Origin of the sequence: Parabacteroides faecis, assembly GCF_014647375.1 — a bacterium.
Lineage (GTDB): Bacteria > Bacteroidota > Bacteroidia > Bacteroidales > Tannerellaceae > Parabacteroides > Parabacteroides faecis.
This window is the reverse complement of record NZ_BMPB01000005.1, coordinates 270,232-287,163: the sequence shown is the minus strand read 5'-3', so window position 1 is coordinate 287,163 and position 16,932 is coordinate 270,232. Positions and strand designations below refer to the sequence as shown.

Sequence of the window (16,932 nt, the reverse complement as noted above, 5' to 3'; positions counted from 1 at the left end):
AAAGATCATGGCATACCAAAAACTGCAAAAAGCCGGCTACCCCTATATAGTTTAGCCGGCTTTTATTTTTCAGATAAAAAGAATCTTACCAGGTAGGTCCATCATGCCAATCAGCTTTTGCCCAGAACAATACATCCGCATAATTGTCGTATGTACCGACTTCATCCTGGAAGTGAATATTGTAATTACGTTCATTAGCAATATAGCGTAAACGGTTGCAAGGATAAGGAACAATCGCAGTTACATCGTGATCTTTCTCGTAATACATGCGCGGATATCCCGTACGGCGCAAATCACACCACTGTTCACCACAGTAAAGATAACCGAATGCCACCCATTTCTGCTCCAGGATAGCTTCCAGATTACCATCGGTATAAGGAGTTCCGTTAATATGAGTCGACCATCTTGCTTCAGCGAACTGATCGATCCAGGCATCATCGTAAATAGATTGATCCGGATTAATCACATAACGTTGCTGCTTCCCGTTCAAATAGTCGCTATCGCCATTATCCGTTTCTGTCACGGAACGTCCATTCTGATATTTGAACAAAAACTTAATAGACTGCCTGATGCCTTCTTTGAAAGCAGCTTTAGCATCCCCGGCTACCCAGCCACGTTGATAAACTTCTGCTTTGATAAACTGAATTTCAAAAGAAGAAACGATCTGATGATCCCAGTTTTTGTTTCCCCAGAAGAATCCATTTCTACGTACACGGGAATAATACCCTCTATTCAAACGATTGAAAAACATGTCGTTGAAAGTGTCATAGTTTGTATTAGCTGAAGCACCGCGGAATACACTCGGAAGAGCGATACCTGTTTTAAGAGGGTCACCAACTACCACTTCACTTTCTACATCAGTCGGTTGTTCCCCATTAGCTGTTGCCATACAATACATCAACGGTAAGCGAGGGTCATCCTGTCCTTCTACCCATACACCACCGTCACCGGCTTTTTGCATACGGTTGATCATCTCTGCACTTCCTGTCTGCAGATTATGCCAGTCGAAACCGGATCCACCTTCGATATCCAACGGACCGGATGATTGGCGTGCGATCTTGATATTCTGTTCAAGATCTTCAACAATCGGATAATCGCCTTCCAGAATCTCCTTCAAAATAGCCTGCCCCTTTGCAGCCAAAGGACCTTGTGTAGACACACGCAAAGCTGCACGCAGACGAAGAGAGTTCGCATAACGACGCCACAACGTCATATCCCCCTTGTTGATAAAATCCTGTCCGCCAAAAGCAGAAGGCTTTTCTATCGTAGCAAATTTCTTATCGATTTCACCCAGCCTATCCAGGATCATTTCAAATAACTGCTGACCATCTTCATAATGCGGATTGGCATAAGATACATCACCGTTAAGAGCGACCAGACCAATTTCATTGAAAGGAATATCGTTGTATTCACTCAAAATGAAAATCATCATACCATACAGATGCGTTTCGGCAGCCAACAGATATCCTTCATTTTTTGGTTTTTCTTCATCAGGAAGTGCATCATATACTTCCTGCATCTTCCTGAAATCGGTCACCATCGACGGGTAACTATTATAAGGCTGTCCGTAATCCTCGTATTCATCATCATAATAAACACTACCACTTAAAGTAAATCCCAAAGAGTTGGCAAGTTTACCCATCAACTGAGGGTCATAGCCGAAATAACGTCCATAAGTAGAACAAGCCCAATCGTTGGCTCTAAGCATACACCCGGACATCATTTTATCCAATGTCACCTCTGAAACCTTTGACGGATCTTTATATTTGCTGTCAAAATCATCTTCGCTACAACCATTAAATGTAACCATCGCTGTCAGCAAAGCCGAATATAGAAATATTTTTTTCATATTTTCCACGTATTAATTGTATTGTGATTAAAAAGTTGCGCGCAGAGAAACACCCACCGAACGTGTCGGAGAGGCAGAACCACCAATACTCAACTGGCTTTTCCAGTCTGTACCATTACTCGTTTCAGGATCGAAGTTAGGTATAGATTTATGGAAGTAGAATAAGTTACGACCGAATACCGACAAAGTCAGGTTCTTTATCGCAGCATGTTTGATCAAATCTTTCGGGAAGTTGTAAGACAAAGATACTTCACGAAGTTTCCACCAATTATTCTTAAAGAATTGATAAGTGGCATTCGGGGTTCCCGGTGAAGTTCCCCAGGCATTTTTTGAATTAATATAATCTTCGTAAGCGATTACTTTGTCATTCTCCTTCCATCCTCCGTTTCCGTCAGAAACAACACCTTCCAGGATGATACCGGTCTGAGCAGTAAGTCCGTTTGTATATGTATACGGTAAGAATCCTTCCCCTTCACGATTCTCTGTCTCAGGGTTCACACCGGTAGCCATAGTATAACGATAGCAATCGTTAGCGATGTAGCCGCCAAAACGGAAGTCAGTCATGACATCCAATACAAAACGTTTGTAAGACAAAGTAACTCCCAGACCACCGACAACTTTAGGCATAGCGTTACCAATAAACTCATAGTCTTGTGACATCACATAATTACCGTCAGAATTAACAATCTTGCGGCCTTTATACGGGCCTTCTTCCACTACCTGATTGACTGCTGCAAGGAAGTCCCCCATCGGGCGCCCTACATAAGAATAGTTCTTACCTACTTTGCTGGCAAAATCGCCTGTTTCAACAAAATTGATGCCTTCTACCAGAGATTCGATCTTATTCTTGTTGAAAGCCAAGTTAGTTTTCAACTCCAGGCTGAAGTCTTTCGTTTCGATCGGTGTACCGTAAGCAGAAATTTCAACCCCTTTATTACTCATGACACCTGAGTTCACCCACATAGTTTCACTACCACTGGATGGAGCCAATGCCGTTTTCAACAACATATCGGTAATTTTCTTATTGTAATAAGAAACCTCGAAACCTGCACGATTATTGAACAATTTGTTTTCGATACCGATTTCGAACTCTTTTGTCTTTTCAGGCTTCAGGTTTTCGTTACCCAAATTATTCGGTACCTGGTTGTAGCTCCAACCCGGACCGCTACCGAATGTATACGCCATATTAGCTGCATACGCTTCTGGTGCATTACCAACAATACCGTAAGATACGCGCAGCTTACCATAACCATACCAGGAAGGCATGTTGTCTCTGAAAGCATCCGTATACAAGAAGCTTACACTTCCGGAAGGATAGAAATAACTACGGCTATGTTTTGGCAGTGTAGATGATTTTTCCTGACGACCCGTCAAATCCAGGAACAGGAAATCATCGTAAGAGAGACCGATTGTTTCCAACCAGGCTGTTTTCAACAGTTCCATCTTACGTTCGTTATCATTGCTAACATTGATTGTCTTATAAGAGTTACCGATCATGAATGTATTTTCAATCATCAGACCTCCGTTTGTCCCAAGCGACAAACTGTTCATCTTCTCAGAACGTGCCTGCCAACCCACATTAGCCGTCAAATTGAACTTCTCACCCAAACTTTTGTCAAACATCAACATGATGTCGCCATAAGTCACCTGATAATATTTAGACAAAGTAGAATAGCTACCGCTGGATTCATTTGTACTGGCTGCAGAAGGGAATGATGAGTTACTTTGATCTGTCATTTTTGAGAAAGTATAGTCGGTAGAAAGACGTCCCTTAGCTGTCAGGAACGGGAAAATCTTCCAGGTTGGAGCTACACTGGCAATCAAACGTTGTTCCAGTTCATCGCTCTCATGTTCGTTGGTATCCCACAATATTTCGCGTACACCATGTACAAAACCATCAGAACCATACTGAAAAGCTTCATTAGGTGTCGGGCCGGAACCTCTATCGTTATTTTTATAACCCAGGCTTGTCTTGTACATTTGTTTCATTAGAGGAATATCCAGGAATGCACCAAACATATTGTTGAAACCACCATACATACCGATAGATGCCTGCGAACGGTTTACAACATGCTGAGTAATATAGTTGGCCGTATAATCCAAAGACAATTTATCATTGAATTTTAAATTACCAATCAAACTGAAATTATGTTTGCTATACGAACCAGTCAGGGCATTAGGAGTTTCCAGTAGTGTTGTATAAGAGAAACGGTTTGATGAATTTTCACCGCCTTGATTGATAGCGATGTTGTAAGTCTGGTCAGTGCCGGTACGGAACAATTGTTTCCACGGATTTGAGGAAATCGGAGAGTAAGCACGGGTTGATCCGTCGATATACAATACTTCCCTGCCATCATAAGCCGGTCCCCATTGATAAGCACTATAAGCCGGATATAATTTGCCGGTTGCCGCATCTTTTCTGAAACCATCATTTGCGATCATTTCTGCCGTCCAGTCGCCATTACCTGTACCAGGACCATATTTAGTCTGTATCTCAGGAACATAAGCAACCATATTGGCCTGAAATGTAGCATTAACGTCTACAGTAATACCGGTACCTTTGGCTTTCTTACTTGTGATGACGATAGCACCGTTAGCAGCTTCCGAACCGTAAAGAGCCGTAGCAGCAGCACCTTTCAGGATGGTCAACTGGTCGATATCTTCAGGGTTGATATCAGTCAAACCGTTGGAGCGGACACTACCCATCTGTGTACTACCCAATCCGATATTGGAGAAATCGGAGCTGTTGCTGCTACCTGTACCCGAATTACCATTACGGATAGGTACACCGTTTAAGATAACAAGCGGCTGTGTATTTCCATTGATAGAAGATAAACCGCGAACAGTAATAGAGACACCACCGGCTGCACCACCTTGCGTGTTTTGAATTCGTACACCGGAAGCTTTACCATATAACGCAGTAGCAAAATTTGGAGTACCAGTTTTGATCAAATCGTCCGATTTGATCGTGGTTACTCAGTAACCCAATTTTTTACTACCTTTAGCAATTCCCAAAGCGGTCACAACCACTTCTCCTAATGCCTGGGAATCTTCAGCCAAAGTTACATTTAATGTTGCCTGTCCTTTATAAGGGATTTCCTGAGTCACATATCCCAAAAAACTTATCCGGATAATAGCTCCGTTTTTTACTCCTGATAACGTAAAGTGACCATCAGAATCGGTCACTACACCGTTATGGGTTCCTTTAACTTCAACTGCTGCTCCGATAACGGGGCCCAGTTCATCTTCAACAGTACCTGTAATCCGTCCGCTCTGCTGCGCTACGGTTGCGATACCACTTTTTGGAGCTTGTTCTGCCATCATACTTCCCGGAAACGACAGAGCCAAAGCAACCAAAACCAACTGTACTCGGTAATAGGTTTTCATTTAATACTAGCTACGTTAATAAGGTTAATAATAAATAAAATAAACTCACATTAAAACAAAATACACTTTCTCAAAATCTCCTTTTACTACATCCCTCGATGCAAATATAACTATTTTTTAATATTTATCAGATATTTACCTGTTGTTTTTATCATATTTTTAAGTTGTTATCCAAATTATCACCTATAAATTAATACAAACAAAGCAAATCATCTAAACTAATTTTTACATATTATATCATTCTATTATAAAATACATTTTTACCTAATTCATTATTGGTTTTTCCTGATCAATTCACATATTACATCGATATGCTATTCTTAATAATCAACAATAACTCACCCCTGTATCATATATGTATATTACACAATAACAATACAAAGAGGGCATATCTGACTTTTGATATACCCTCTCCATAAAAAAACTCGTGTGTCTATCTGATTTTGGTCTGAAACTTGCTTATGTTATCAATAAGTACCCTTTATAATTGTCGCACTCAGCGACTCATCGCCATCTACTATTTTATCGTCACTGTCGAAAGAACGAAGTTTCCAGAAATAATAACAATCGGCAGCACTGGCGACAACACAGAAGATACCGGTAAAATAAACAGCGCTGTTACCTGTCGAAAAACCATGTATCATTGGAAATACCCCTAACAAAATAAACGGAGATAGCAATGCTACACGATAGTATTTCAGAAGCAATGGTTTCTTCAATAAAAATCCCCACGACTTCCAGTCCGTATTCCATCGTAACGCCTGCCGGTCTTTTCCCGAAAACCAATATAACAAACCATATTGAATCAGAGTATAAACCAAACAACAAAGAAACATAATAATCGCCCCTTTGATGCTAAGAGCCCGAAGCCTGACAATACTTCCCAATTCATATCCGGCACTATAACTCGACGCTTCTCCCCAAACATAGTTAAACAACATGACTCCGGCAGCAACAAAAACAACTATAAAACCCAGCATAGTTAGATTAACCCGGGCAGCACTTACCTTAACCTCTACTCCCTGCGGATGAGTATATTCTTCTACATTCTTTTCTTTTGTTTCCATATCGTTCCGTTATTAAGTTTGTTTCATTTCTACATCGCAAAGATACGGGGGAAGAAAGAGACAGAAGGTTATCCCAACGTTATCTTTACGTTAAGATAGAATACGAAAGACAACAGAATAACGGAAATAGCTATCTTTGGCAGTGAAAGCAAAGTATTATGACAAAATCATTCTACATTATATTGACTGGAATCACTACTTTCATCGTCCTCTTCCTGATGGGACAATGGATAGGACGCAGTTATTCACTGACTAAAGAACGACTGATACGACAGATACACGAATCTTTCTGCCATACAACCGAACAATATGAAGCGGACAGGACAAAGGCTCTTCCCACTCTCTTCCGGGAAGAACTCGACAAACGGCATCTCGATAAACTGATCTTTCGTATGGACACGGTTCCCCTGAATGCTACCAATACAGTGCTACGGAAAGATATCCGGTATTTCTCCGATTACGAACGCCTGTTCAACGAACAACGGACTTTTACTTATCCGATCAGCGACACACAGGGAGTACAGGCACATATCCTCAATCCGCGGGCAGGTTCGGTCGGCAAGCTGCTTTACTTTTTCTTCGGCACAACCATTGCATTGGCTATACTGCTGCTTTGCATCCGGAAGCAAATCAATATCATCAAACAGCAGGACGAGATAGCACACATGCGGGAAGACTTTTCCTATGCAATGATCCATGATATGAAGACACCTCTCAGTTCAATCCTGATGGGTGCCCGTATCCTCCGAAGCGGAAAGCTCGATATGAAACCGGAAAAGAAAGAAAAATACTTCGATATACTGGAAGAAGAAGCGCAGCACCTGCTGGCCCTGACCAACAAAGTACTGACAATCTCCAAACTGGAACATGGACAATTGTTACTCGAAAAAAGCCATATCCCTATCCGCCCGATGCTGGAAGAACTGACACAGTTATTCACAGCCAAGACGAATAAACCCGTCACCTTCCGGTTAAATATAGAAGCAGAAGATATATTTGCAGATGAAGAATATCTGAAAGAGGCTGTCAGCAACCTGATAGATAACGCGATCAAATATTCCGGGGACTCGGTCGATATACAGATCACCTCCTGCCTGTATAACCAATTCACACAAATCAAGGTAAAAGATAACGGAATCGGCATTTCACTTTCCGCACAGAATCATATATTCGACAAGTTTGAACGGGCTTCGATCAACCGGAACAATACGGCAGACGGTATCACAGGCTTTGGCCTGGGACTGAATTATGTAATGAACGTCACCCGTTCGCACGGTGGTTATGTCAGCGTCGAAAGCCAGGAAGGGAAATACAGCGAGTTCATTCTCTCATTACCAATATCCACAGAAGAGACAACAGTATGATCAGATTATTATTAGTAGAAGACGACGCCAACCTGAGTTATATCATTCAGGGCGGACTGGAAGACATGATCGGCGGTTATGAAGTGACCATCGCTCCTAATGGGAAAGAAGGTCTGGAAACATACCGGCAGATGAAACCGGACATTATCGTAGCCGACATCGAAATGCCCGTCATGGATGGCTATGAGATGGTACGCCGCATCCGGGAGACAGACGAAGAGATTCCGATCCTTTTCTCTTCAGCCCGTGTTTCTCCGAAAGATGTGGTAAAAGGATATGAACTGGGGGTGAACAACTATGTTAAGAAGCCTTTCCTGCCGGAAGAACTGGACGCACATGTCCGGGCTTTGCTGCGCATGAAACAGGGAACTACGGAAAAGGACAAAACACGAACATTGACCGTAGGTGAATATACACTGGAGCCTGAACAAGCCACTCTACGTCATAGCTCCGGCAGCCAGCAACTGCTGACTCCACGGGAAACAGGCATATTAGAGTTATTATTCCGCAAACCGGAAGAGGTTGTCCGCCGGGAAATCATCCTCGATAAATTCTGGAATACGGAAGATGACTATTTTGCCTCCCGCAGCCTGGATGTCTTTGTAACGAAGCTCCGCAAACTATTATCACAGGACGATGCGGTCAGTATCAAGACTGTAAAAGGCATCGGACTAATGATCACGGTATCCTGACACATAAAACAGTGGGTCAGGATATTAGTCACAATTTCCCTTCACTTTAAATAGTTTCTCAGATATTTTTAGTATGTTTAGCCTTGTTTTTGTACAAAAGCATTTCTCCCGCATTTTATATTATGTCATACTATTAAATTTAAACGAACCATGAAGAAAATTTTCTTATTCCTGAGTCTTTGTCTATTAGCCCTGTCATTTGCCGATGATGTCGCGGCACAGCAGAAAAAACCACGTATCGGTATCGCCGGTATACAGATCGAGAACAGTGTATTTATGCCCAACAGGCAACCGATAGTCGGGAGACCGCTTACCTTACCGGATTATCTGAGTCCGGACTCCGCCATGGGACAAACCGCTACATGGCTCCCTTCCTTAATGGGTCGGGGCGGTGGCCGTGGACCTGTTACACGCGAATCGTACGACGCCTTTGTCAACGAAGCTCTTGAAATAATAAAAGCTAACATGCCCTACGATGCTTTTTGGTTTTACAATCACGGAGCCTGTAGCGTGGAAGGAGTAGCCGATCCAGAAGGCGAATTTATGGAAAAAGTCCGCAGCCTTATCGGAAACGATGTCCTCATTACAACAACGATGGACCTTCACGGCAATGCATCCTGGCTTGTAGCCCTCAACTCCGACCTGATCACAACATACCGCAAAGCACCTCACGACGATTCCCGTGAATCACATCGCCGCGGCGTGGTCAACCTGCTCGACCGCCTCGCTTCCGGCAAAGGACGTCCGGCATATAAGGCATGGGTAGCCGTCCCGGTATTGCTTTCCGGGGAATGGTCGAGTACGCGTGCCGAACCCGCTAAATCGCTCTATGCCATGGTTCCCGAAGTAGAAGCGATGCCAGGCGTGATAGATGCCGGTATCTGGATCGGTTATGTTTGGGGAGACGACCGGCGCAATCAGGGGGTAGTAATGGTTTACGGCGATGATAAAGCACAAGTGGAAGCGGGCGCAAAGAAACTTGCCCAAAAATTCTGGGATGTTCGCCGCCAGTTTACTTTGGAAGCACCCGGATATCCGCTCGAAAAATGTCTTGACCTAGCTATTGCCAGTAACAAGAAACCATTCTTTATCAGCGATATGGGGGATAATCCCGGTGGTGGCGGATCGGGTGAAGTGACATGGACACTGGCCCGGGTCTTGAAACGTCCGGAACTTCAGTCGGCAGACGGTAAAAAACTACTTTACTGCTCCATCCCGGGAGACGAGATGGTCGAAGCTGCACGAAAAGCCGGTGTGGGTGGTCATGCAGAAGGTTATGTCGGTGCCATGACAGACAACTCTTATGAACCTCCCGTTTGGTTATCAGGCACAGTCATGTATGTTAGTCCCGTCCAGGACCAGACATCCGACAATTCCCAATATAGAAGACGTAGTAACATAGCCATTATTAAAACAGGAAGTATCTATATCGTTGTAGGAACTTCTTCCCCCACGCCCAACCTGGAAGGAACGGGAATAGACCCTCGTGAAATGGATATCGTAATGGTTAAGCAAGGCTACCTGGTAAATCAATGGTACAATATGAAGGCAGACTGGGTGATGGCACTGACCCGCGGAGGAGTCGATCAGGACTTCCAAAACATTCCGTACAAGAATATCATCCGCCCTATGTTCCCATTAGATCCGGACATGCCGGACCCGGAACTCAATGTCATATTTGTACCTTCTGCCAAACATTTATACGGCAGATAAAACAACCGACGACTACCTTGTGACAGGTAGTGCCATGCCTATGCCACAAGAGTGCCACTACAATGGCACGGCAATGCCACAGGTATGGCACAACTTTGCCACTACAGTGGCAAAGGCTTCAGCCTAGGATCAAACATTCCCCGCCACAGGGTCTGACATATAAAAAGGTGAACAGTTACTATGAACCGTTCACCTTTTCTATTATATCATTCACCTGCTATAACGACATACAATAATTTGTATAAAAACAAATTAGCCTTTACAGGTGAAAGGATGAATACTTTTTATCCGATTTACACTGTATCAATCTACATTATATCCCGAAACAATTACCTTCGGCGCATTACCACGGGTATCTTCATCCTTCCAATGGAAGCTAACCTCTTTCTTTTCTCCCGGAAGCAATGCGAAATAATTATCAGAATAGAACATCGGCAGGAATTGTTCGCCATCCTTCTCGCCAACCACATTGACACGGATCATCAATGCCGGAGTGGAAGTCGTGTTTTCAATAACGACCTTACCATTCCATGTTCCGTCAGCCCCTTTGTTTGTAGAGATATTCGACTGGAGCGCTACTTTCGGAAGCGTACGCAGATCCTGATAGTTGTTTTCTTCCAGGCTTCTGTGATAGAAGTTATCAGAAACAACCTTACCGTTCTCCGCCAAAGTCATCTTGATAAAGTGGACCTTCGACAAGTTGGAGGGAAATTCCAGCTTGATACATTTATTCGTCGTATCTTCATTGCTGTCGATCGTTACCTCTTTTTCCCAAGCTACAGATGCATCCATGTTCAAGACCTGCACTTTTGCTGTCAGTCCCTTACGCGTACCGGCACTGTAATTTACCACTTCCACCTCATCGGTTGCCGGATTCCACTGGATATGCAGCGGTTCGGACGCCTTCTTGATGGCAAAGTAAGCAGCTGTCGGTTCAAAATAATAATCGTACGTCTGCCATACCATAGAAGGCCAGCAAGAGTGGCTCATCCACATCAGCAAACCTTTACGGTTCAGGCTTCTGGATTCGAACAAGCTACGGTGGCCATCATAGTTCACCCACTGCGCCAGTTCGGAGAATTCCTTGGCACTCTGAGGTTCGCCGTATCCTTTCGCAATGATTTCATTGAAAGAAGTGGCACCCTGTGCTCCCTCACGGGTATAATCGTGCATACCCCACTGATTATCCTGTGGCCACAGTCCTTCCGGAGAGAAAGTACGTAGCATACTTTCGTATGTCAACACATTCGGCATACCGCGTTCGCTATGGAACTTGTCGTTTCCGGTCTTCAAAGTGAAATATTCTTTAGCCGGAAGCATACGGTATGGGCCGTGACCGCTCACCACATCGTCGGCAGAACTGGAGATATAATGGATATCCGCATGATCTTCCTTAATGATCCGGCGTAAAGCCTTGTCGATCTGTTCGGGCGGGAAACCTTCGTTACGTCCGCAATAGATACCGATGGAAGCGTGGCTTCGGATACGTTTTACATAATCCTCGGCATTGGCGATAAACATTTCCGGATAATAAGGATCAGGTCCGTCAGCCGGATTCGCCAGCCAGAAGTCTTGCCAGATCATGATACCGTGACGGTCGCAAGCATCATACAGTTCCTCATCGCCGATCATACCGACCCAGTTACGCATGATCGTAAAGTTCATATCGGCATGGTAAGCCACGGCAATATCGTATTCGCGGGCACGGTAGTTCAGGTTGGATTCACTGAATCCCCAGTTCCCTCCGCGACCAATGAAACGGCGGCCGTTGATGAACATGCTCAGGATCTGATTATCTTCATTGAAAGTCATCTGGCGGATACCGACTTTAAAGTCTTTCGTATCCGATACCTTATCGTCAACCTTAAAAGTGAAGTTGGCATCATACAGGTTCGGTTCGCCATATCCTTTAGGCCACCACAAACGCGGGTTCTCCATCTTCAGCTGGGCAAAGTCTTTCGCATCGAAGACAACCGCCTTTTCCTCTCCGGCGGCCAGTTCTACCGGCTGTTGGAAAGTGATATCGCCCACCTTGCCTTCCAGCATACCTTTTACGGCATTGGTGTCATGATTCTTTACGATCACTTCAGCTGTCAGTGTAGCAGAAGTCGTATCGGGTAACGGCAATACGGAAGTCACGAGCGGATCGGCAACCGTAACTTTTCCGGTCGTTGTCAGGAACACATCGTTCCAGATACCGATATTACGTCCGCGCATCGTCGGGATCCAGTCCCAGCCGATCGTCGCATGGAAAGTAGGATTGTCGGCCCCCAGGATACCACCGTTGAAGTCTGTGCTCTGTGCATTCTTTTCCTTGATCGCACCGATATGTTCGTTTTTGATGATCTCTACGGCAAGCACATTCTTACCCGGAACGACAGCGTCCGTCACATCGAACTTACCACGCATAAAAGCGCCTTCGATACGACCGATCTTCCGACCGTTCACATAAACGTTCGCCTTCCAGTTGATACCGTCGAAATTCAGGAACAGACGCTCCTGCTTAAAGTTTTCCGGCACTTCAAATTCGTCACGGTACCAGAAGTCGGAGTTGAAGAACGATTCCGATATCTGCAGCTGGTTGTCGGCATAATTCGGATCGGCAATAGCACCGATATTCTTGTAACTGCTCAGGACAGTTCCCGGGACAGTCGCCACAATCCAGTTTTCCGGCTTGAAGTCCGGAGTGGATATCTTTTCACCGGCAGCAGCTACCTCGGAAGCCCGTTGCAGTTGCCAGTTTCCACCTGACAGATTGATCATCCCTTTCGATACGGCTGGTTCGGCAACAGGTTGGGGAACTAAGCCTCCCTTACCCATTACTTCCAGTTCGCTCAGGATATAACGGCTGTCGTTAGCCGGTTGCTGCATCAGGATGCGTACATAGCGTGCATTCTTCTTACCGCCAAGCGCTATCTCGTCGATCAGGCTTTCTCCGCCCGGCAGGTCGGCTACATCCGTCCACAGATTGGCATCATCGGATATTTGCACCTTCCCCTTTACGGCTTTGTTGATCCAGTGCAGGATCACCCTATCGAATTCAGAACGGCTGCCCAGATCCACATACAGCCATTCTTCGCCTGTCGTAGCACTCATCCAGGAGCTGTTGAAGAACTGGGATGGTTTCATTTCCACCAAACCACCTTTATTATAAAAATCGGCAGCCATAAATACCCAACTATGGGCACCCGGCATCTTTAACAAAACACGATAATTGGAATAAGCAGCCTCTTTATCGAAGGGAATAGTTTCATTCAGTTTACGAACGGGCATCGAGATCTGTTCGGTCTGTTTGTTCGGGTCGGTGACCGGCACACGATAACGTACAGCATCGCCCGGCAACCCTTTGCCACTCAGTTTACCTACTTCCGTCCAGTTCTGTCCGTCGTTGGAACCCTGACAAATGATTTCATACCCCTCTTTCGCCAGGTTATCATCGTAGATAAGCGTACCGGTCAGCTTCAATTCATCTGCCGATTTGCTGTAATTCTTCAATGCAAACTGGAAATACGTATCGGCCCCTTCAAAGGTGTTCCGTGAGTACGGCCCCTCATCGATCATCCATTCGCGTTCACGCCGCGGAGCTTCGCCTGAAGGAGAAGAAAGGATCAGATACTGTGGTTGCCGATCGGTCACGATACCATCTGTTGCCAACTGCGCCGTCAGGTTATAGTCATGACTAGACGAGTTGAAGGCCGAACGTAAAAGGGCTATATTCCGGTAGTTGGCATGGTCCGGAGCCAACTCGGGAGAAAAATCCTCCTTCGGGTTACCGGGATACTGACCGACACCACGGGTATAATAATCGGATCGCTCAAACGATTCGTTCGTTGCACCTGCCCCACTGCATCCCCAAAGCAACAACGAGGTCGCTGCAGCCCCGCAAAGGGTCAGGATACGGGAGACTTTTTGCTGTTTACACATTTTCATACTATGAGAGTCTACTTGATTTGTATTTTTTGCACAGGCAAATATACATTAAAAACAGTGATTTCTATGCAAATAGGGGAAGGTTACGAATAAAAAAGGTGTAGTGACAATATTTTACACGGGACATTGTAATCTAAAAAACAAAGGGGAAATACCAGAGCAACCGGCACTTCCCCTTTCTTACAAAGATATCTAATATATTTCCTTATTTCAAATCAGCCGCTTCCAGAATCTGATCGACAGCCTGAGCCAAGCCATCCGAATTCTTACCTCCGGCAGTTGCGAAATGAGCCTGGCCGCCACCGCCGCCCTGGATCAGTCTGGCAGCATCTTTCACCAACTTGCTTGCATCCAGGCCATCGGCTACGAGCGGTTCGCTCAACATGACCATCAAAGCACATTTGGCACCGTCTTTAATTCCGGCCACAAAGAATACTTTTTCATCCATATTGCTTTCGCCCTTGATCTGGAATGCCAGGTCCTTGATCGCATCCACATTGGCTTCGCCACGGTAGACAACCACTTTCACACCATGACGTTCTACCGCTTTCGCGATCAGCTCTTTCTTCAACGTAGCTACTTTTTCCTTCACATAATCGCCCACCTGCTTTTTCAATTCCGCATTTTCTTCGATAGACTTACGGATCGTCTGCGCCAGGTTAGGTACATTATTAAATAAAGCACGCAATTCACGCATTGAATCCTGTAATATGAATGTATAGTTCTCCGCACCTTCGGCCGTCACTGCTTCAATACGGCGAACACCTGCTGCAATGGAGCTTTCTGCCACTACACGCAATGAACCGATCATACCGGTTGCCGGGATATGCGTACCACCGCACAACTCGATAGAAGAACCGTATTTAACCACACGTACTTCTTCGCCATACTTTTCTCCGAACAAAGCCATAGCACCCAGAGCCTGAGCCTGTGCAATCGGCATATTACGGTGTTCTTCCAGGGGGAAGTTGGCACGGATCTTTTCACTCACCAGCTTTTCTACCTGACGGATCTCTTCGTCTGTCACTTTCTGGAAGTGAGAGAAGTCGAAACGTAATGCTTCAGGAGAAACATACGAACCTTTCTGCTCGACATGTGTGCCCAGCACCTCGCGCAATGCTTCGTGCAACAAGTGGGTAGCCGAGTGATTGCATTCACACTGGATACGTTTCTTTTCATTGATCTTAGCCGTAAACGTAACCGTTACATCTTTCGGCAAGCGAGTGACGAAATGTACCGGCAGGTTGTTTTCACGCTTGGTATCTATTACATCCAGTTTCTCATCGTCAGCGATCAACCATCCGGTATCACCGACCTGCCCGCCCATCTCTGCATAAAACGGAGTCTGGTCCAGGACGATCTGGAAAAGTTCTTTATTCTTCTGTTTGATCTTACGGTAACGCAGAATCTCGGCTTCACATTCGAACAGGTCATAACCGACGAACTTGGCTTCGCCTTCTTTCAGAACCACCCAGTCGCCTGTCTCGATAGCGGCAGCGTTGCGGGCACGTTCTTTCTGTTTCTGCATTTCGGCATTGAACTCTTCGATATTTACCTCCATACCGTTTTCACGCAGGATCAGTTCAGTCAGGTCCAACGGGAATCCGTAAGTATCATATAATGTAAAGGCATCCACGCCGCTGATAACGGTTTTGCCGGCAGCCTTTGTTTCTTCCATTTTCTTATCCAGCAGACGGATACCTGTTTCCAGGGTACGCAAGAATGATTCTTCTTCTTCCTTGATCACTTTCTCGATCAACGTCTTCTGGGCAACCAGTTCAGGATAAGCATCTCCCATCGTTTCGATCAGGACAGGCAGCAAGCTGTACATGAATGCTTCCCGGCGTCCGAGGAAGGTATAACCGTAACGAACGGCACGGCGCAGGATACGACGGATCACATAACCGGCTTTGGCATTCGACGGCAACTGACCGTCTGTGATAGAGAATGCTATCGTACGGATATGGTCGGCAATCACACGCATAGCGATATCCTGCTGTCTGTTCTCGCCATATTTTGTTCCGGTCTTTCCGGCAATGACCTGGATGATCGGCTGGAAGACATCGGTATCGTAATTGGAAGTCTTACCCTGCAGGGACATACACAGACGTTCGAATCCCATACCGGTATCGATCACCTTGGCAGGCAGCGGTTCCAGCGAACCGTCCGCTTTACGGTTGAACTGCATGAACACCAGGTTCCAGATTTCGATCACTTGCGGATGATCTTTGTTGACCATTTCAGCACCGCTGGATGCAGCACGTTCTTCGTCCGGACGCAGGTCGATATGGATTTCGGAACAGGGACCGCAAGGACCGGTATCACCCATTTCCCAGAAATTATCATGTTTATTACCGTTGATGATATGATCTTTCGGCAGGAACTGTTCCCAGTACCCGGCAGCTTCATCGTCACGCGACAAACCTTCGGCGGGGCTTCCTTCAAATACGGTTGCATATAAACGTTTCGGATCCAGTTTCAGAACATCTACCAGATATTCCCATGCCCAATTGATTGCTTCTTTCTTGAAATAATCACCGAACGACCAGTTACCCAACATTTCAAACATGGTGTGATGGTAGGTATCGTGTCCTACCTCTTCCAGGTCGTTATGCTTACCGCTTACACGAAGACATTTCTGCGAGTCCGCGACGCGAGAATACTTAATAGGTACATTTCCCAGGATTATATCTTTAAACTGGTTCATGCCCGCATTGGTGAACATCAATGTCGGGTCACCCTTCACTACCATTGGAGCAGACGGTACAATCTGGTGCTGCTTGGAAGCGAAGAACTCTTTAAACGATTCACGGATTTCTTTTGCTGTCAACATAATCTATTTATATAGTTCTCGTTAATATTCTGAAAAACAATTTGCAAAAGTACTGCAAATTATTATTTTTGCACGTATCCAAGCAATAAAATATTCA

Annotated in this window: 9 protein-coding genes; 3 read left to right on the top strand and 6 right to left on the bottom strand. The window is 45.2% G+C overall.

Annotated features, from left to right (window positions below):
* Window positions 1-85: 85 nt before the first annotated feature.
* The 4 genes from IEY67_RS08725 to IEY67_RS08710 all read right to left on the bottom strand — a co-directional run bounded on the left by IEY67_RS08725 (window position 86) and on the right by IEY67_RS08710 (window position 6,303).
* On the bottom strand, window positions 86-1,849 hold the full coding sequence (locus IEY67_RS08725; protein WP_183671212.1) for a SusD/RagB family nutrient-binding outer membrane lipoprotein: 1,764 nt from the start codon (window positions 1,847-1,849) through the stop codon (window positions 86-88).
* A 27-nt stretch (window positions 1,850-1,876) separates the two neighbouring features.
* The gene (locus tag IEY67_RS08720; protein ID WP_262893023.1) at window positions 1,877-4,816 is read right to left on the bottom strand and encodes a SusC/RagA family TonB-linked outer membrane protein; all 2,940 of its coding nucleotides are present in this window, start codon (window positions 4,814-4,816) and stop codon (window positions 1,877-1,879) included.
* A gap of 9 nt (window positions 4,817-4,825) precedes the next feature.
* The gene (locus IEY67_RS08715; protein ID WP_183671214.1) at window positions 4,826-5,236 is read right to left on the bottom strand and encodes a carboxypeptidase-like regulatory domain-containing protein; all 411 of its coding nucleotides are present in this window, start codon (window positions 5,234-5,236) and stop codon (window positions 4,826-4,828) included.
* A 467-nt stretch (window positions 5,237-5,703) separates the two neighbouring features.
* Window positions 5,704-6,303 carry a metalloprotease family protein gene (locus tag IEY67_RS08710; RefSeq protein ID WP_122351728.1) on the bottom strand — a complete coding sequence of 200 codons (600 nt, stop codon included), beginning with the start codon at window positions 6,301-6,303 and terminating at the stop codon, window positions 5,704-5,706.
* A 158-nt stretch (window positions 6,304-6,461) separates the two neighbouring features.
* Between IEY67_RS08710 and IEY67_RS08705 the strand changes: the two genes are divergently transcribed.
* The 3 genes from IEY67_RS08705 (at window position 6,462) to IEY67_RS08695 (ending at window position 10,072) form a co-directional block, all read left to right on the top strand.
* The gene (locus tag IEY67_RS08705; RefSeq protein ID WP_183671215.1) at window positions 6,462-7,667 is read left to right on the top strand and encodes a sensor histidine kinase; all 1,206 of its coding nucleotides are present in this window, start codon (window positions 6,462-6,464) and stop codon (window positions 7,665-7,667) included.
* Window positions 7,664-8,359, top strand: a complete 696-nt coding sequence (locus tag IEY67_RS08700; protein WP_122374910.1) for a response regulator transcription factor — start codon at window positions 7,664-7,666, stop codon at window positions 8,357-8,359. Before IEY67_RS08705 ends, IEY67_RS08700 begins: the two co-directional genes overlap by 4 nt.
* 150 nt (window positions 8,360-8,509) lie before the next feature.
* Complete coding sequence (locus tag IEY67_RS08695; RefSeq protein ID WP_183671216.1) at window positions 8,510-10,072, top strand: M81 family metallopeptidase; 1,563 nt, start codon at window positions 8,510-8,512, stop codon at window positions 10,070-10,072.
* 303 nt (window positions 10,073-10,375) lie between these two features.
* On the opposite strand, the gene IEY67_RS08690 is transcribed toward IEY67_RS08695, so the two are convergent.
* Both IEY67_RS08690 and alaS read right to left on the bottom strand, forming a co-directional pair.
* A complete protein-coding gene (locus IEY67_RS08690; protein ID WP_183671217.1) occupies window positions 10,376-14,002 on the bottom strand; it encodes a glycosyl hydrolase 2 galactose-binding domain-containing protein in 3,627 nt (1,208 codons plus the stop codon).
* Between the two features lie 205 nt (window positions 14,003-14,207).
* On the bottom strand, window positions 14,208-16,835 hold the full coding sequence (gene alaS, locus IEY67_RS08685; RefSeq protein ID WP_183671218.1) for an alanine--tRNA ligase: 2,628 nt from the start codon (window positions 16,833-16,835) through the stop codon (window positions 14,208-14,210).
* Window positions 16,836-16,932 lie beyond the last annotated feature (97 nt).